Consider the following 18,195-nt stretch of genomic DNA (forward strand, 5'->3'; position numbering starts at 1 on the left):
CAAGATATGCAATACTGATATGCAAATAGTAGGACAATACGTCCTACTCTATCTTAAAAGACTCACCACACCCACAACGCTCAGTTTCATTTGGGTTATTAAAGACAAATGATGAAGATAATTCCTCTTTTTTATAATCCATTTCAGTTCCTAAGAGATACATAACTGCTGCAGAATCCACAAATACCTTAACACCTTTTTCTTCAATAACTTCATCGTTTGGATTAACTTTCTTGGTGTATTCCATAACATAAGACATTCCAGCACAACCACCTGTTTTAACTGACACTCTTACACCCAGTGAGTCTTTTTCAGCATTAGACATAATTTCTTTAATCCTAAATGCTGCATTATCACTTAGTTTTATTATAGGGTTCATTATAGATTTAGCTCCAATTTTGCTGCCTCTGACATCATATCTTTATTCCACGGTGGGTCCCAAACTAATTCAAGATCAACATCATCTATTCCCTCAACTTGCATAGCACCATCTTTGACTTCCTTGGGTAAACTTTCTGCTACTGGACAATTGGGTGTAGTTAATGTCATTTTAATTTTTGCAAAATTATCATTTTCGACTTGAACATCATAAATTAAACCAAGTTCATAAATATTTACAGGCAGTTCTGGATCATAAATCTTTCTGATCTCTTCAATAATTTTTTCTTTTTTTGTCATCTTAATTCTCCGTATTTACTTGATCTTTTTTATTTTCAAAAGCTGAGACTAATGTGTGCCATGATAAAGTTGCACATTTTACTCTCATTGGGTATTGTTTTACTCCAGATAAACACATTAGTTTTGTTTTTTCATCTTCTTCTAGATATTCTGATTTAAGTTCAGGGTTTTCTTTGATCATCCCTAAAAAATCTTCGACAATTTCTTTTGCTTCATTTTCGTTTTTACCTTTAATTAAATCTGTCATAATAGATGCAGACGCCATTGAAATAGCACATCCACTTCCTTCAAAAGAAATATCTTCAACTATCATTTGTCCATTAAGTTTTAAATAAACATGAACATTATCTCCACATAAAGGATTGTTACCTTTGGCATCTTTATTGAAACCATCAGTCTTCCTCAAATTTTTTGGATTTTTACCATGTTCCAATATTATTTCTTGATATAATTCTTTTAAATTCATTTTAAATTAAATATTTTTTTACAGTTTTTAATTGAGTCGTTAAGCTTATCTAAATCATCTTTTGTATTATATATTCCAACTGATGCCCGTGCACTAGCAGGTATATTTAATTTATCATGTAATATTTGGCAGCAATGATGTCCTGCTCTTATAGCAACACCATCTTCATCTAAAATAGTTGCAATATCATGGGGATGTATACCTTCAATAGTAAAAGATAAAACCCCACCTTTGTCTTTAGGGCTTCCAATTAATTTAACAGAATTATTTTTTTGTAAAAGATCTTGACCATATTCAACTAATTCTGCCTCATGTTTCATAACATTGTCTATTCCAACACTCTCTAAAAATTTAATGGATTGGTCAAATGCTATAACTTGTGCCGTAGCCATCGTACCAGCTTCGTATTTATTAGGTAAATCACCGTAAGAAATCATATCTTTTTTAACTTCTTTGATCATGCCACCACCTCCTTGATATGGCGGCAACTCCTCTAACCATTTTTTCTTTCCATACAAAACACCCAACCCAGTTGGACCATACATTTTGTGACATGAAATAGCATAAAAATCACAATTAAGATCTTGCATATCTAGTTTTAAATGAGGTGCGCCCTGACAACCATCGACTACAACTACTATGTTTTTAGAGTGAGCAAGCTCGGTTATTTCTTTAATTGGTAAAATAGCACCTGTAACATTTGATAAATGTGTGATTGAAATTACCTTTGTTTTAGGTGTCAATTTTTTTTCTATTTCTTCTAGTGTGATTTCACCTTCTTCATTAATTTCTGCAAAATTAATTCTAATATTTTTTGATTTTCTTAAAAAATGCCAAGGAACATAATTAGAATGATGTTCTAGTTCTGTAATAAGTACTTCGTCTCCTTCTTGAAGAAAATTTTGACCCAAAGTATTAGCAACTAAATTAAGTGCTTCTGTAGCACCTTTTGTAAAAACAATTTCATTTTTATCTTTTGCATTTATATATTTTTGAACAGAGCTTCTTGTCCCTTCATATAAATTAGTAGCAGCAACAGCAAGATAATGAACACTTCTTCCTACATTGGAAAATTGCTTTGTATAAAATTCATTTATTCTATCAATTACAACTTTTGGTTTTTGTGAAGAATTTGCACTATCTAAATAAACTAGATCATTATTTTGAATTTTTTCATCAAAAATTGGAAATTCTTTTTTTATATTATTTATGATCATTCTTGAATGCCTGTTAATTTTTTAACTAAGGATTTTACACTTTCATTTGTAATCTTTTCAACAACCTCATTTAAAAATCCATTTGTTAATAGTTTTTTTGACTGAACATGACTTAGACCTCTAGACATTAAATAAAAAATAGAGTTTTCATCTATATTGCCTGAAGTTGATCCATGAGAGCATTTTACATCATCAGCATAAATTTCTAATTCAGGTTTTGCATTAAACTCCACATCATCATTAAGCAATAGAGCTCTACTTAGCTGATAGCCATCAGTTTTTTGAGCCTTAGAGTTTACATAAATTTTACCTTGATAAACTCCTTTGGAATTTTCATGTAATACACTTTTTATTAATTGATAACTTTTACAATTTTCTTCGTTATGATTAATCGAAGTTTTAATCTCATGGTGTTTTTTATTATCTAAATCAATAACCCCATTAAGTACAACTGAGCCATGATCGTTATTAAGAGAACAATTAATATCGTGTTTTGCAAATTTTGAACCTTTTGATAAAATAAAATACTCTAAATGACTATTTTTATCTAAATCAATATCTTTAAATGAATACTTAATATTAGATGTTGGATTGATGTCTAAACTATAATTTTTAAGAGTAGCATTTTTACCGATATTAATTTTTTGTCTGAAATTTAAAAAATTATTTTTTGTAGTCTCGTTTGAAATGTTGATTACATCCATAGAAGTGCCATCTTCAAGATCAATGTCTAGTCTCATATTTAAACCACAACAGTCTAAATCTGATGTTAAATAATTGTATAAAACCAATGGTTTTTGTAACTGATATCCCTTATTAATTGTGATTTTAATATAGCTAGAAAGAAAGGCAGTATTTAAGTTTAGTAACACATTTTCATTCAGCTCATTATCCAGTTCTAAATTTTGGTTTATACTAATTTTTTCTTTATTTTCATAACCAAAATCAATCTTAGATACGTTGCCGTTAATAAAAACTATTTTATTATGCTTAAATTCATTAATAAAATCATCATTAATCCTTGATGTATTATTTTCTTTATAAAAATCTAATTTTTCAAAATTAGTTGAAATGATTTGGTTTAAATCAGAAAATTTCCAATCTTCTTTACGTTTATTTGGAAAGCCTTGTTCTAAAAATTTATTAAAATTTTTTTCTTTAATTTCTTTTTGTGAAATTGAATAATTTCCTTCACTTAGAGATTTTTCAAAATTTAATTTGATTTCATTTTGCATTAATTAAAATCCTCATATCCAACTTTTTCTAATTCTTTAGCTAACTCATAGTCACCTGATTTAATTATTTGACCATTTTTTAACACATGTACAAAATCTGGTTTAATGTAATCAAGTAACCTTTGATAGTGAGTAATAATTAAAAAAGAATTTTCTTTATTTCTTAACGAATTTACACCTTCCGAAACTATCCTTAAAGCATCAATATCTAGGCCTGAGTCAGTTTCATCTAAAATAGAAAGTTTGGGATTTAAAATTGACATCTGTAAAATTTCATTTTTCTTTTTTTCACCACCTGAAAAGCCTACATTTAATTGTCTACTTAATATTTTTTCATCAAATTTTAATTCTGCTGATTTTTGTTTAATCAATTTTAAAAATTCAATAGCATCTAATTCTTTTTCGCCTCTAGCTTTTTTAATTGCATTAATTGAAGTTTTTAAAAAAGTATTAGTGTTAACTCCTGGAATTTCTAATGGATATTGAAATGCTAAAAAAATTCCTTTATGCGCTCTTTCCTCTGTTTCTAAATCCAATAAATTTTCACCCTCAAAAGTAACATTTCCATTTACTTCGTACCCTTTTTTTCCTGATAAAATATTTGATAATGTACTTTTTCCAGAACCATTTGGGCCCATAATTGCATGCACTTCTCCAGGATTTATATTTAAATTTAATCCTTTTAATATTTCTTTTTCTTCAATCTTTGCTTCTAAATTTTCAATCGTTAACATTTAACCAACACTCCCTTCTAAACTAATTCCAACTAACTTTTGTGCTTCAACGGCAAATTCCATAGGAAGTTGTTGTAAAACTTCTTTGCAAAAGCCATTTACAATCAAGCTAACCGCCTCTTCTTGATTTAATCCTCTTTGATTGCAATAATATAACTGTTCATCACTTATTTTTGATGTGGTTGCTTCATGTTCAATATTTGATTTTAGGTTTTTGTTTTTAATGTAAGGGATAGTGTGAGCGCCACATTTATTGCCCATCAATAACGAGTCACATTGAGTAAAATTTCTTGAATTATCAGCCTTTGAAGAAATATCAACTAAACCTCTATACATCATATCAGAATTACCAGCTGATATTCCTTTAGAAATTATCTTACTTTTTGTATTTTTTCCTAAGTGGATCATTTTAGTTCCTGTGTCTGCTTTTTGATGATTGTTTGTAATTGCTATAGAGTAAAATTCTCCTACAGAGTTATCACCTTTTAAAATACAGCTTGGGTATTTCCATGTTATTGCAGAGCCAGTTTCAACTTGCGTCCAAGAAATTTTAGAATTTTTTCCCTTACACAAACCACGTTTTGTAACAAAGTTGTATATTCCACCTACGCCATCTTTATCTCCAGGATACCAATTTTGTACTGTTGAATATTTAATTTCAGCATCATCCAATGCAATCAACTCAACGTTAGCAGCATGCAATTGATTTTCATCTCTCATTGGTGCGGTGCAACCTTCCAAATAACTTACATAGCTTCCTTTATCAGCAATAATTAATGTTCTTTCGAATTGACCAGTTTCTGATGCATTAATTCTAAAATATGTTGATAGTTCCATTGGACATTTTATTCCCTCTGGAATGTAAACAAAAGAACCATCTGTAAATACTGCCGAGTTAAGAGTTGCAAAGAAATGATCTGTTGTTGGTATAACAGAACCTAGATATTTTTTGACCAAGTCAGGATGTTTTTGAATAGCTTCAGACATTGAGCAAAAAATAATTCCTTGTTTAGTTAATTCCTCTTTAAATGTTGTTGCAACAGATACCGAGTCAAACACAGCATCAACGGCTATACCATTTAATCTTGCTTGTTCTTGCAATGGAATTCCAAGTTTTTTATAAGTTTCTAAAAGTTTTGGATCAAGCTCATCAAGGCTCTTGGGTTTATCATCCATGCTTTTGGGTGCTGAATAATAATATAAATCTTGATAATCTATTTTTGGATACTTTGGTTTTTGCCAATTAGGTTCTTTTAATTGTTTGAATCTTTCAAATGCCTTAAGTCTAAAATCGAGCATCCATTGAGGTTCCTTTTTAATATTAGAAATAAACTTTATTACATCTTCATTTAGACCTTTAGGCGCTCTTGTGTTCTCAATATCAGTTGAAAAACCATATTTGTAATCTTTTAAATTATCAATTTCTTTTTGTCTGTTATCCATCTTTTAATTACTTTGATTGTTATTGTCTTTTAATAAATCCTCTAAACTTTTCTTCTCAAAAAAACTGTTAATATGTGTTTCCAACTCATCCCAAAGATTGTGAGTAGAGCATTTTGTGGTTTTACCATTACAGCCTTTTTTTGACTCTTTTTTACATTGAACAGTTTTTACCTTTTCATCGACAGCATGAAAAATATTGGTAAGCTTTATCTCGTTCGGTTTTTTAGAAAGCACATAACCACCTTGTGTTCCCCTGGTACTTTGAACAATTTGATTTTTTTTTAATTTAGAAAAAATTTGCTCCAAATAATCCAGAGATATGCCCTGGCGCAAAGAAATGTCTCTTAGTGATACAGGATTAATGCCATCAAACCTGGCTAAATCTGCTAATGCCATTACTGCGTATCTACTCTTTGATGTTAATTTCATATTACCCTTTAAAATTGTGCGTTTTAAACATACCTGACTAAAATGGTCAAGTATATATTGGTCTAAAAAAACTAACATATTGTCGCTCACTTATGATAAACGTAGTTTTTTTTTGAGAATAATAATCAATATCGCATATGGATAATAAAATTTTAGAAATATTTATTCCAGGTCCCGCTGGAAGACTAGAAGCAAAATACTATAAGAGTAAAAAAAATACATCTCCAATTGCACTAGTGTTACAGCCACATCCTCAATATGGAGGAACTATGAACAACAAAATTGTGGTAGATACTTTCCATACATTTATGGATAATGATTTTTCAGTATGTAGAGTAAATTTTAGAGGTGTTGGTAAAAGTGATGGTGAGTTTGATAACGGACAAGGTGAACTTGCAGATGCAGCTGCTGCATTAGACTGGCTTGAAAGAGAAAATTTTGACAACTCACAATGTTGGGTATCAGGATTTTCTTTTGGCTCATTAATTGCTATGCAACTATTAATGAGAAGACCAGAAATAAATAGATTTATTGCAATCTCTCCTCAACCAAATGTTTATGACTTTTCTTTTTTATCACCATGCCCTACCTCTGGACTAATGATTTATGGTAAAAAAGATGAATTAGTCCCTTTAGAATATATTACTGAACTAGACAAAAGATTAAGTGCTCAAAAAGGTATTAAAGTAGAATTTCAATCTGTCCCTGAAGCAAATCATTTTTTTTCAAAAACAGAAGAATCTTTAATTACAAATCTTGATAAATATATAAAAAAAGAAACTGCTCTTTACTAAAAGTTTTTAACTAACTTGCCACCTACTGTAGGTAATTCACAACCAGTAGTTTTTGGATATGATATTGGTAAATTTAAAAATGATCTAATTGCAAGATAACCAAATGCTTGAGACTCAATAAAATCTCCATTTAAATTATAATCATCAATAGAGTTTAAACTTATATTTCGTTTGTGTAATAAATAATCTTTAACACTTTGGATAAGAAAAGTATTTTTTCTCCCCCCACCGCAAACTAAATATTTTATTGGTCTAATATTGCTTCCATTAGCATGTTCAATACCTTTTGCTATAAGGTAAGCAGTAAAATTAGTGATTGTTGCACAACCATCTTCTAATGATAGTCCTCTTGCAAATGAAATATCAAAATCTTTAACATCTAAAGATTTATCAAAACTATCTATTTTGAAGTTATCAATTACTTGATTTAATATTAATTGATTAATTTTACCAGATTTTGCAATTGAACCATTCTCATCAAAATTATTTTTTGAATTTTTTCTTACCCATTCGTCAATCATACAATTGCCAGGACCCGAATCAAAAGCTTCTAAGTTCTCTTCTAATTTTTCATCTTTTTTAATTATTTTAGTAATATTAGAAATTCCTCCGATATTAAGAAAGCAAAGAGGAAAATTTATTTGGAGTTTTTCATTTATTCTTTTAGACAATAAGTTATGAAAAATAGGTGTTAACGGGGCGCCTTGACCTTTATTCGCTAGATCTTCTTGTCTAAAATCATAAATAACTTTTTTTTTAACTAATTGGGACATTAACCTTCCATCTCCTAATTGTTTTGAAATCTTTTGCTCAGGATTATGAAAAATTGTTTGCCCATGAAAACCGACAAAATCAATCTCATCTTGATATTTTAAAGACATCTCACTAACAATTTCACTGTGAAATATAGTAATTTCTCTTTCAAGCTCGTTTAATCTAGAAGAGTACAGCTTCAAATCGTTACTGCTTAAAATTAAATTTCTTAATTTAATTAATTGTTGATGTAAATTTTCATTATATTCAAAATATTCATCTAAAACATTGGTAAATTGATTAAATCCATCTGATCTAATCAATGACACATCAACGCCATCCATTGAAGTTCCACTCATCAACCCAATAGCTGTATATAATTTATTTTTCATTGATATTCTTTTTAATAAAAATTTGTATATTGTGTAACTATAAACTTATGAATAAATTTTTAAAAGAATTTAAAGATAGAGGACTCTTCTATCAATGTACAAATGAAGATGAATTGTCCAGCTTAATGGACAAGGAAAAAATTAAAGCATACATCGGATTTGATTGCACTGCTGAAAGCTTACATGTTGGCAGCCTATTACAAATCATGTGTCTTAGATTATTGCAAAAAAACGGGCATAGACCAATTGTGCTACTGGGTGGAGGCACAACAAGAATTGGTGACCCTTCTGGAAAAGATAAAACAAGAAAAATACTAAGTGAAGAAGAAATTGAAAAAAATATTAAGAATATAAAAAATATACTAATAAAATTTTTAGACAACAACGACCCAGAAACAAAACCTATATTTGTAAATAACTATACATGGCTTAAAAATTTGAATTATATTTCTTTTCTTCGAGATATAGGTAAACATTTTACGATTAATAGAATGCTAACTTTTGATAGTGTAAAGTTAAGATTAGATAGAGAACAATCGTTAAGCTACATGGAATTTAACTATATGATTTTGCAAGCTTATGATTTTTTAGAACTAAGCAAAAAAGAAAATTGTGCCTTACAAATCGGTGGCTCAGATCAATGGGGAAATATTGTTAATGGTGTTGAGCTTATCAAAAGATATTCAAACAAACAAAGTTATGGTCTAACGACTCCCTTAATTACTCTGGCCACAGGAGCTAAAATGGGAAAATCTGAAAATGGAGCAATTTGGTTGGATGAAAAATTTTTTTCAGCTTATGACTATTGGCAATTTTGGAGAAACACAGATGATAGAGATGTTGTAAAATTTTTAAAAAATTTTACTGATATGAAAATGGAAGATATTAAAAAAATTGAAAATAATAACATCAATAATTTAAAAATAATTTTAGCTAATGAAACAACCTCTATGCTTCATGGTGAAGAAGCTGCTAAAAATTCAGAACAAGCTGCAAAAGAAGCATTTTCAGGTAATTCACTTGGATCAAGCTCCCCTTCTATCAAGATTAATTCAAAAAATATGGATAATAAATTGGATATAATTGATCTAATTATTCTTTCTAAATTAGAAAAATCTAAAAGTGAAATAAGAAGATTAATTAAAGGTAATGCAGTAAAAATTAATGATAAAGTTATTTCTGATGAGAAGTTAATTATTACAAATGAATTTTTTAATAAAAACTACCTTAAACTTTCTATTGGAAAAAAAAGACATTTAAAAATTGAATTAGATTAGTTTTTTTTAATCTTTTCTAGCGTCCTAGTTATAAACCTTGGAGTTAATGTTTTTATTGGATTTACAGTTGTTTCAAGTTTTTTCGGAGGACCCTTCACTTTAAAACTTACGCCAAAAACACCTTCACCAGCTTTCTTTCCAATAAGCAAATCTCCAATTAATGGAATTGAAGCAATGGATCTATTAATTGTAGTCGCAGGAACCAATGTGCCTCTTAAACTAATTAAATCATTTTCATCAATATAACCTTCAATTAAAATAGATATTGCTGGTCCAATTGCATACAACTCTTTAATTGTCATAAGTTCATTTTTGTTTGTAAAATTCATTTCAAAATCTGTAAATCTAATACCTTCTCCTGTTAGTAAATCTGCTATCCCCTGAAGAGAAGCAAGGGCAAGTAACTTTGCCAATGCAGGAATTTCTTTGACTTTAAAATTATCTATAATCAATTTTGAATTTGCAATGCCATCCTTTTTTGAAGAATAAAAATCTAAATAACCCTCATTATTATCTTCAAAACCTTTTATAAATTTATATCTTTTTACAAGTGGTTTGGCCCTAGATGAAAATAGAGTGGTAATTTTTTCATCATCTTTGGTTTTTATTGTAAATGTTAAATTTTCACTATTATCATATAGTGCTGATATATTAGCTTTAGTTACTCTGTTATCAACAATTCGAAGTTTCCCATTTAAATTTTTAACAACGTTGTCATTATCAAGATAAACATTAGAAAAATTAAGTGTAATATTTATATTTTCTTTAAAAAGATCTAGTTGTTGATCATCTTTACTTTTTAGCAAACTCGTAATCAGACTATCAGCATTAAATAAGGATCCATTTAGCTCATAATCATTATTTTTAGTCCTACTAAATGTAAATTTGTTTTTCTTGCCACTATTATCAAAATAATCTAAGTCGATTTTATCCACTTTCACTAATTTATTGTTTTTGTCTATTATTAGATCATGAATTACCAGGCTGTTATTCTTTGATAAAAGACTAATCTTTTTAAAATCAAGTCCAAATTTTTTCGTGTAGTTTCCATTTATTCTTAATTGAGAATTTAAGTTTTTATCTTTTGTATAATTAATAAAGTCTATATTTAAAGGTGTGTCATTAATCTCTAAATTAGTTTCAAATTTATATTTGTTATCTTTTGTTGAAAAAAAATATTCTATTTTATTCAATTCTTTCTCTAACTTAATTTTACCTGAACCTTTCAGTGATAAATCATTACCTTTATAATTTAATTTAATTTTATGATCTTTTAAATTTAAGATTTCTTTTGTTTTAGGAAAGTAACCTTTAATTAGATTTTGGTTTTTAATATCTAATTCACTTAATTGAATATTTAATACTAAATTTAAATCAGAGTCGTTATTTGTGATTTCATAATCAATAAATTCAAATTTGTTTTGAAGCTTAACCTGTCCCTTTCCTTCAATCGATAATTTCTTATTAGTATATGATGCTTTTATCTCGTGATCTTTTAAATCAATTAAGTCATTAATTTCGCTGAAATTATTACTAATTAAATTATTTTTTTTAAACTGAGAATTATGAATTAAAATGTTTGAATTGATTGCCAAATTATCAACTTTTAGCTTATTATTAATATTAAATGAAAAATCATTATCTGACTCAAAGTTTGCATTAATTAGATTAAATTGAGGATATTTTAATTTGATTGTTTTAAGTAATTTTTCATTTAAGGGGGAATTTTTGTTTCTTATATTGCCTTCAAGAAAATAATCTTTTTTGTTTTTTTTTATATTTAGTCTCTCAGATAAAAAATTGATATTATTTGTATCAAAACTTATATCTGTAAAGCTAAAATTGTTTCCTGTAATATTAAAAAGAAAATTTATTTTTTCTAATTCATTTTTTTTAAATAAACTTATTTTACCATCTTTAAGTAATCCATTAACTTTATAATCTTCCCGGAGTTTACCAAACTCATCAAAATTAAACTCTAAATCAGCTATTAGATATCCTTTCTTTATAAATCGCTCTAAAAAAAATAATTCAGGCTTATCATTAATTGATCTTACAAATGATACAAAATTCTTAAGTAAAATTGGTTTAGTTGATATTTCTATGTGTGATGTAACTAATTGATTTTTGATTAATGAATTCAATGATATTTGAGTTTTTATGTATTCAAGCTCAATTATCTTGTCTCCAAAAATTATTTTAGTATCTATTGTTTTTGCGTTAAACTTAAAATTAAATGGGTCTAAGGTAAGTTTTATTTTTTTTAAACTAGTATCAAATTTATTATTTTTTTGCTTTACAAGATCTTGAATTTGTTTGTTAAATTTTTCTGTCTCGATACCAATAGTGCTCAAATAAATTATTAATAAAACAAAAATTCCTACTATTATAGATATATATTTTAATATTTTTTTACTCATTTGATTTGATACAAAGATTGTTCTAAAAATTCATCTAAATCTCCATCTAAAACTTTATCTGGGCTCGTGCTTTCAAAATTTGTTCTATTATCTTTCACAAGTCTGTACGGTTGTAAAACATATGATCTAATTTGGTGTCCCCATCCAATTTCAGATTTAGAATTTTCTGTGTTTTGATTTTCTTGTTCTTTTTTTTTAATTTCATAATCATATAATCTTGCTTTTAGCATGTTCATACATGTTTCTTTATTTTTATGTTGAGATCTCTCATTTTGACATTGAACAACAATTTTAGATGGCATGTGAGTAATTCTTACAGCACTATCTGTTGTATTTACATGCTGGCCACCTGCTCCACTAGATCGATATGTGTCAATTCTTAAATCTTTTTCAATAATTTCAATATTGATATTTTCATCAACTACTGGATACACCCATATACTTGCAAAACTTGTATGTCGTCTCGCTCCAGAATCAAATGGTGATATTCTAACCAATCTATGGATCCCAGAACTCTTTTTTAAGCCAACCAAAAACATAATCACCTTCAACTTTAATTGTTGATGATTTAATGCCAGCCTCATCTCCTTTATGTTCGCTAATTAAGTTTGATTTAAAATTTTTTTGGTCTGCCCATTTTAAGTACATTCTTCTCAACATTTCTGCCCAATCTTGGCTTTCGGTGCCACCAGCACCCGCGTGTATTTCTATGTAACAATCAAGAGAGTCTGCTTCATTTGATAAAAAACACTTAACTTCATTTTTTTTTACTAAAGTTCTTAGTTCTTTAATGTTTTGTAATACTTCTTTTTGTACAGACTCATTTTTTTCTTCTAAGGCTAACTCACTTAAATCATCTAAATCTGAGAGCTTTTCAATTGAAATTTGATAAGTGTTTAGCAGATCCTCAAATAATTTCTTTTCTTTAATTACTTTTTTTGAATTATCTTTATCTTGCCAGAAATTAGCTTCTAACATTTTAGAGTTTAATGCTTCAAGTTTTGAATGAATATTATTTTTTTCAAAGATACTCCTTAACTCTTGAGTTAATCTTTTCTATTTCTTTTTTATAATCTTGATATTTATCATCCATTAGTAAAATTTTAATATATTATTAGCATCTAATCTATCATTATTTGAATATAAAACTTTTCCATCAATCACATTTTGTTTTTTAAAGACTTCAATTATGGTATTTTTAGAATTAAATTTTGCTTTTTGACCAGTATTTGGATCAACCACCATCATTACCATCCCCTCTGCTGCTTTGAATGGTCTTGCATCTGATTTATTAACTGTTTTTTTAATAAATTCTTTAAAAATAGGTAAAGCTGTTTTTGAACCAGTTTCATACCTTCCTAGGGGTGAAGGATTATCCAAACCAACATAAACACCAATTAATAAATTAGAAGTATATCCAATAAACCAAGTATCAGTATTTTTATTAGTAGTGCCAGTTTTTCCTGCAATGTTTAACTCCAGATCTCTTAATTTTTTAGCTGTTCCTCTTTGAACAACCCCTTCAAGTATTGAGGTCATCTGATAAGATGTTTGAGGAGAAAAAATTTTTTTATAATTATCTTTTATAATTGGATAATCTTTACCTAAGTAAGAAATTTGATCACAATTAATACATTTTCTTTTACCATTATTAAAAATAGTTTTTCCCTCACTATCTTGAATCCTGTCAATTAAAATTGGGTCAACAAGTTTGCCTCCATTAACAAATACTGAATAAGCTGAGGTTAATTTTAACAAAGTTGTTTCAGTAGATCCAAGTGAAATGGACAAAAGTTCTTCAGGATTATCGTATATACCTAGATTTTTTGAAAAATTTATTATCTTTTTTACACCTAAATCTTGAGCTATTCTGACAGTCATCAAATTTCTTGATTTTTCTAAACCAATTCTCAAAGTTGAAGGTCCATAAAATTTTTTTCCATAATTTTCTGGTTTCCACATTTTAAGATCTTCTCCTTGATCTAAAACAATAGGAGCATCCAAAATTAAGGTTGTTGGGGTGTAATTATTTTCAAGAGCCAAAGCATAAACAAATGGTTTGAAAGCAGAACCAGGTTGTCTAAAGGCTTGTGTCGCTCTATTAAATTCACTTTTTTTAAAACTAAAGCCACCACTTAAAGCCAATACTCGACCTGTATAAGGATCCATAACAACTATTCCACCATTGATATTTGGTAATTGTTTCAAACTATAACTTTTAGCACCAATTTTTTTTACATAAACTATGTCTCCAACTTTGAATAATTGATCGAACTCTTTTTTTGTCCAAGAAATATCTTTGAATTCAATTTTTCCATTTAATTTATCTTCAGTTTCAATATTTACTGAAAATTTATTTAATTTTTTAATAATTGCTAATTTCCAATTAATTGAGTCTTCTAAATTATACTTCTCAAGATCCTTATTCCAATTTTTTGAATAATTTTTATTTGTTAATACTCCCCTCCAACCTTTTCTTTTATCATATGATATTAACCCATCTCTAAGTGTTTGGGTTGCTATTTTTTGAAATTCTAAATTTATTGGTGTGTTAATATTAAAACCTTGCTTGTAAACTTTGTCATAAGTTAAAGTCTCGATTACCTTTTTTCGAACATCTTCAATATAATATTGAGCGTCTTCTAAGAAAACTTTTTTTGATTTATTTAAATTAATTTTTTTATCTTTTAGATAATTGTATTTTTTTAAATCTATATATTTGTTTTCTAACAAGTTTTTTAAAACTAAATTTCTTCTAAATTTAGCTAACTCAATATCTCGATATGGATTATATTTACTTGGTGCCTTTGGAAGGGCGGCTAAAAGAGCTGCCTCACTATAGTCTAGATCTTTTATGGATTTGTCAAAATATTGTAAACTTGCTGCAGCAACACCATATGCACCGCTTCCAAGATAAATTTGATTTAAGTATAATTCTAAAATTCTTTGTTTAGATAGCGCTCTTTCTATTCTAAATGCTAAAATTGCCTCTTTAATTTTTCTGTTAAGACTAACCTCATTTGATAACAAAAAATTTTTAGCTACTTGTTGAGTTATTGTCGAAGCACCCTCAAGTCTTTTTGATGAAATTATGTTAGAAATATTGTTAATCACTGCTCTTAAAACTCCTTTTGCATCCACACCTGGGTGAGAAAAAAAATTTTTATCCTCAGCAGATAAGAAGGAATTAACTACATTTTTTGGAATTGAGTTAAATGGAACAAATATTCTTTTTTCTTTTGAAAAATCTGCAACAAGCTCCCCATCGCCAGAGTATACTTTGCTTGATACAGGTGGTTTGTAGTTTTTAAGAAATCTATAATCAGGAATATTTTTTGAATAAGTCCATAAAATTCCAAATATCAAAATACCTAGCAATAAAAGAAGAGATAACGAAATAAATAGTGTATTTTTTATAAATTTATTCATTTTATTTCCATTATATCTTGGAATTTGTTAAAGATAAGGCATTAGAAATAAACAAAATTTTATATACAATTAAAATATTAAATGAATCAATCAAATAAACAATTATGGAAAAAAATTTATATATCGATGCATCGCATCCTAATGAAACTAGAGTTGTTCTTAAATCAGATGACAATATTGAAGACTACGAGTACGAAGGTTTAAAGAACAATTTAATAAAAAATAATATATATTTAGGTAAAGTTAGTAGAATAGAACCATCCCTTCAGGCTGCATTTATTGATTTTGGACGAGATAGACACGGGTTTCTATCTTTTAATGATATTCAATCAGATTATTACCAAATACCTAAAGCAGATTTAGATAAAATTAAAAAAGAAGAGGAAAAAGCTAGAGAAGAACTTTCTAAGGAAGTTGAGGCTAAGGAGGAAGAAAATATTGCTGACGGGAAACTTGAAATGGATGACCCTATTAATATTGAAAAAGACCCCTCAGAGGAAAATGACAATGGTCTTGATGAAAAAAATAATTCAAATGAGGAAAAAAATAAAAAGAAAGAGACTAGATTTAAATTTAAAAGATATAAAATACAGGAAGTTATAAAACCAAATCAAGTTATTTTAGTACAAGTTATCAAAGATGAGCGTGGACAAAAAGGTGCAGCACTAAGTACGTTTATTTCAATTGCTGGAAAATATATTGTCTTAATGCCAAATACTCCAAAAGGTGGTGGAATATCTCGTAAAATATTTAATCCAGCAGATAGAAAAAAGATAAGAACTATTTTAAATGAAATTGAAATTCCAAAAGAAATGGGATTAATTGTAAGAACAGCAGGTAGCAATAAAACTAAAAATGAAATTAATAATGATTTAGAAACTCTAATCAAAACATGGAGTCAGATTAAAGATACTGCGATCAATTCTATAGCTCCATCATTAATTCATCAAGAAAGTGAAATTATAAAAAGAACTTTAAGAGATATGTTTGATGAAAATACTCAAAATATAATAGTTGAAGGTAACGAAGGTTATAAAAAAGCACAAACCTTTATGAAAATGATTATGCCATCTAGTGTTAAAAAGGTAAAAAAATATAGAGGTAAGGTTCCTCTTTTTATTGAAGAAAATATTGAACAAAAATTAAACCAAATATTTGACTCAGAAATAAAACTTAAATCAGGGGGATATTTAGTAATTAACCCTACCGAAGCACTTGTATCAATCGATATAAATTCTGGAAGCTCAATTAAAGGTAAAAATGTAGAGAGCACTGCATTAGATACAAATATTGAAGCAGCTGAAGAAATTGCAAGGCAAATTAAAATAAGAGATTTATCTGGTCTAATTATAATCGACTTCATTGATATGCTTAGTTATGGAAATAGAAGATTGGTTGAAAGGAAACTTAAAGAAAAATGTAGAACTGATAGAGCAAGGATCCAAATTGGAAGAATAAGTAATTTTGGTCTTCTTGAGATGTCTAGACAAAGGTTAAGGGAAAGCGCAATTAAATGGAAAGTAACTCTAACAGACGAGTCATTTGCTCAAAAATTACTTAAAACTGTTGAATTAAAAGCAGTAATTAATAAAGCTAAATTTGTTGAGCTTAAGGTGTGTGAGAAAATTTCTGATTTTTTAAAAGAGAATTTTGTTGATGATTTAACTTATTTTGAAAAGAAAAACAAAATGACAATAGATATTGTTAGCGATCCCACTCTTATTATTCCAGAATATATTATTAATATTCAAAATAAATCAAAAAAAACAATTGAACTCATCGAGCATTTTGAAAAATTAAAAAACTTAGAAATACAGATTAAAGAAGACAAGATTATTGATAAGAAAGAAGCTAAAAAATTTCACAAAAAACCTTTTAAAAAGAAACCTTATTTCAAAAAAAAGTTTGTAAAAAAAGCAGTAGCTATTTAATAATTCCTGTTTTTGGTGAAGATGCATTTCCGTATATATATTTATTGATACGTCCAGCTAAAAATGATTGTCTACCAGCAATCACAGCATTTTTAAATGCAAGCGCCATATCAAATGGTTTTTTTGCTTTAGCAATAGCAGTGTTAACTAAAACACCATCACACCCTAGCTCCATAGCAATAGTTGCGTCTGATGCTTGGCCTAAACCAGCATCTATAATTAATGGTAACTTTGTCTGCTTTCTAATAATTTGAATATTTGTTTTATTTTGAATGCCCAAGCCCGAACCAATAGGTGCGGCTAACGGCATGATCGCATCTGCACCTGAGTTTTCTAATCGTTTCGCCATTAATGGATCATCGTTGCAATAAACCATGACCTTAAAACCTTCCTTGGCCAAAACCTCTGTTGATTTTAAAGTTTCAATCATATCAGGAAATAAATTTTGCTTATCACCTAAAACTTCTAATTTAACTAATTTCCAACCACCAATTTCCCTAGCTAGCCTAAGTGTTCTTAAAGCTTCCTCTGAAGTAAAACATCCTGCTGTATTTGGTAAATAAGTAATTTTTTTTGGATCAACATAATCCATAAGAAGTGGTTTTTTTTTATCAGCTATATTTACCCTTCTAACTGCAACAGTTACGATTTCAGCTCCAGAAAGTTTAATTGCTTTTGCACATTCTAACATGTTTTTGTATTTGCCAGTGCCAACAATTAATCGAGAATTAAATTTTTTATTTGCAATAATTATTTTATCATTTTTCATTTAACCTCCTCCAATAAAATGAACTATTTCAATTTTATCATTCTTTTTTATACTAATTTTACTAATATTTTTTTTATCTATTATCTCTCGATTAAGTTCAATTGCCACTTTTTTTAATGGGATTTTTAGATCTTTTACTAAATCTAAAATTTTAAAATTATCAGAAATAGATCTTAATTTACCATTTACTTTAATTTCTATTTTTTTTATTTTTTTCATCGTATATAA

The 18,195-nt window shown here is 28.1% G+C and carries 17 protein-coding genes; 3 read left to right on the forward strand and 14 right to left on the reverse strand.

The features are described from left to right. Nucleotides 1–43: 43 nt before the first annotated feature. The 8 genes from ACIJYH_RS04660 to ACIJYH_RS04695 are packed head-to-tail and all read right to left on the reverse strand — an operon-like array spanning nucleotide 44 to nucleotide 6,202. Complete coding sequence (locus ACIJYH_RS04660) at nucleotides 44–379, reverse strand: HesB/IscA family protein (protein WP_435162493.1); 336 nt, start codon at nucleotides 377–379, stop codon at nucleotides 44–46. Then, complete coding sequence (locus ACIJYH_RS04665) at nucleotides 379–678, reverse strand: SUF system Fe-S cluster assembly protein (RefSeq protein ID WP_435087576.1); 300 nt, start codon at nucleotides 676–678, stop codon at nucleotides 379–381. Before ACIJYH_RS04665 ends, ACIJYH_RS04660 begins: the two co-directional genes overlap by 1 nt. Nucleotide 679: 1 nt before the next feature. After that, nucleotides 680–1,144 (reverse strand): Fe-S cluster assembly sulfur transfer protein SufU, encoded by a 465-nt coding sequence (gene sufU / locus ACIJYH_RS04670; RefSeq protein WP_435087578.1) that lies wholly within the window; start codon nucleotides 1,142–1,144, stop codon nucleotides 680–682. Further along, nucleotides 1,141–2,361, reverse strand: coding sequence for an aminotransferase class V-fold PLP-dependent enzyme (locus tag ACIJYH_RS04675; RefSeq protein ID WP_435162494.1), 1,221 nt, complete (start codon nucleotides 2,359–2,361; stop codon nucleotides 1,141–1,143). Before ACIJYH_RS04675 ends, sufU begins: the two co-directional genes overlap by 4 nt. After that, the gene (gene sufD, locus ACIJYH_RS04680) at nucleotides 2,358–3,596 is read right to left on the reverse strand and encodes a Fe-S cluster assembly protein SufD (RefSeq protein WP_435162495.1); all 1,239 of its coding nucleotides are present in this window, start codon (nucleotides 3,594–3,596) and stop codon (nucleotides 2,358–2,360) included. Before sufD ends, ACIJYH_RS04675 begins: the two co-directional genes overlap by 4 nt. Continuing rightward, nucleotides 3,596–4,330 (reverse strand): Fe-S cluster assembly ATPase SufC, encoded by a 735-nt coding sequence (gene sufC / locus ACIJYH_RS04685; protein ID WP_435162496.1) that lies wholly within the window; start codon nucleotides 4,328–4,330, stop codon nucleotides 3,596–3,598. The genes sufD and sufC overlap by 1 nt, the downstream gene beginning before the upstream one ends. Beyond that, nucleotides 4,331–5,773: a Fe-S cluster assembly protein SufB gene (gene sufB, locus ACIJYH_RS04690; RefSeq protein WP_435162497.1), complete on the reverse strand. Its 1,443-nt coding sequence runs from the start codon at nucleotides 5,771–5,773 to the stop codon at nucleotides 4,331–4,333. 3 nt (nucleotides 5,774–5,776) lie between these two features. Beyond that, on the reverse strand, nucleotides 5,777–6,202 hold the full coding sequence (locus ACIJYH_RS04695; protein WP_435087588.1) for an Rrf2 family transcriptional regulator: 426 nt from the start codon (nucleotides 6,200–6,202) through the stop codon (nucleotides 5,777–5,779). Nucleotides 6,203–6,351: 149 nt separating this feature from the next. On the opposite strand from ACIJYH_RS04695, the gene ACIJYH_RS04700 reads away from it, so the two are divergent. Beyond that, nucleotides 6,352–6,996, forward strand: a complete 645-nt coding sequence (locus ACIJYH_RS04700; protein ID WP_435164253.1) for an alpha/beta hydrolase — start codon at nucleotides 6,352–6,354, stop codon at nucleotides 6,994–6,996. On the opposite strand, the gene ACIJYH_RS04705 is transcribed toward ACIJYH_RS04700, so the two are convergent. Continuing rightward, entirely contained in the window at nucleotides 6,993–8,141 is a 1,149-nt protein-coding gene (locus tag ACIJYH_RS04705; RefSeq protein WP_435162498.1) for an anhydro-N-acetylmuramic acid kinase, read from the reverse strand. The genes ACIJYH_RS04700 and ACIJYH_RS04705 overlap by 4 nt on opposite strands. Before the next feature lie 47 nt (nucleotides 8,142–8,188). On the opposite strand from ACIJYH_RS04705, the gene tyrS reads away from it, so the two are divergent. Further along, on the forward strand, nucleotides 8,189–9,418 hold the full coding sequence (tyrS, locus tag ACIJYH_RS04710) for a tyrosine--tRNA ligase (protein ID WP_435162499.1): 1,230 nt from the start codon (nucleotides 8,189–8,191) through the stop codon (nucleotides 9,416–9,418). Here the strand turns inward: tyrS and ACIJYH_RS04715 are convergent. The 3 genes from ACIJYH_RS04715 to ACIJYH_RS04725 form a co-directional block, all read right to left on the reverse strand. Further along, nucleotides 9,415–11,838 carry a hypothetical protein gene (locus ACIJYH_RS04715; protein WP_435162500.1) on the reverse strand — a complete coding sequence of 808 codons (2,424 nt, stop codon included), beginning with the start codon at nucleotides 11,836–11,838 and terminating at the stop codon, nucleotides 9,415–9,417. The two genes, tyrS and ACIJYH_RS04715, sit on opposite strands and share 4 nt — an antisense overlap. Beyond that, nucleotides 11,835–12,867 (reverse strand): peptide chain release factor 2 gene (prfB, locus tag ACIJYH_RS04720; protein WP_435164256.1). Its coding sequence is split into 2 segments (ribosomal slippage): nucleotides 11,835–12,350 and nucleotides 12,352–12,867, totalling 1,032 coding nucleotides; the frame shifts between segments, so codons are not numbered across the junction. The genes ACIJYH_RS04715 and prfB overlap by 4 nt, the downstream gene beginning before the upstream one ends. Nucleotides 12,868–12,930: 63 nt before the next feature. Further along, on the reverse strand, nucleotides 12,931–15,267 hold the full coding sequence (locus tag ACIJYH_RS04725) for a penicillin-binding protein 1A (RefSeq protein WP_435162501.1): 2,337 nt from the start codon (nucleotides 15,265–15,267) through the stop codon (nucleotides 12,931–12,933). A gap of 104 nt (nucleotides 15,268–15,371) precedes the next feature. Between ACIJYH_RS04725 and ACIJYH_RS04730 the strand changes: the two genes are divergently transcribed. Beyond that, entirely contained in the window at nucleotides 15,372–17,198 is a 1,827-nt protein-coding gene (locus ACIJYH_RS04730; protein ID WP_435162502.1) for an Rne/Rng family ribonuclease, read from the forward strand. Here the strand turns inward: ACIJYH_RS04730 and ACIJYH_RS04735 are convergent. Further along, entirely contained in the window at nucleotides 17,191–17,967 is a 777-nt protein-coding gene (locus ACIJYH_RS04735) for a thiazole synthase (protein ID WP_435162503.1), read from the reverse strand. The genes ACIJYH_RS04730 and ACIJYH_RS04735 overlap by 8 nt on opposite strands. Beyond that, nucleotides 17,968–18,186, reverse strand: a complete 219-nt coding sequence (gene thiS, locus ACIJYH_RS04740; RefSeq protein WP_435087600.1) for a sulfur carrier protein ThiS — start codon at nucleotides 18,184–18,186, stop codon at nucleotides 17,968–17,970. Between the last annotated feature and the right edge of the window lie 9 nt (nucleotides 18,187–18,195).

It is taken from the genome of Candidatus Pelagibacter bacterium nBUS_25 (genome assembly GCF_051200975.1).
In the GTDB taxonomy this organism is placed as follows: Bacteria; Pseudomonadota; Alphaproteobacteria; order Pelagibacterales; family Pelagibacteraceae; genus Pelagibacter.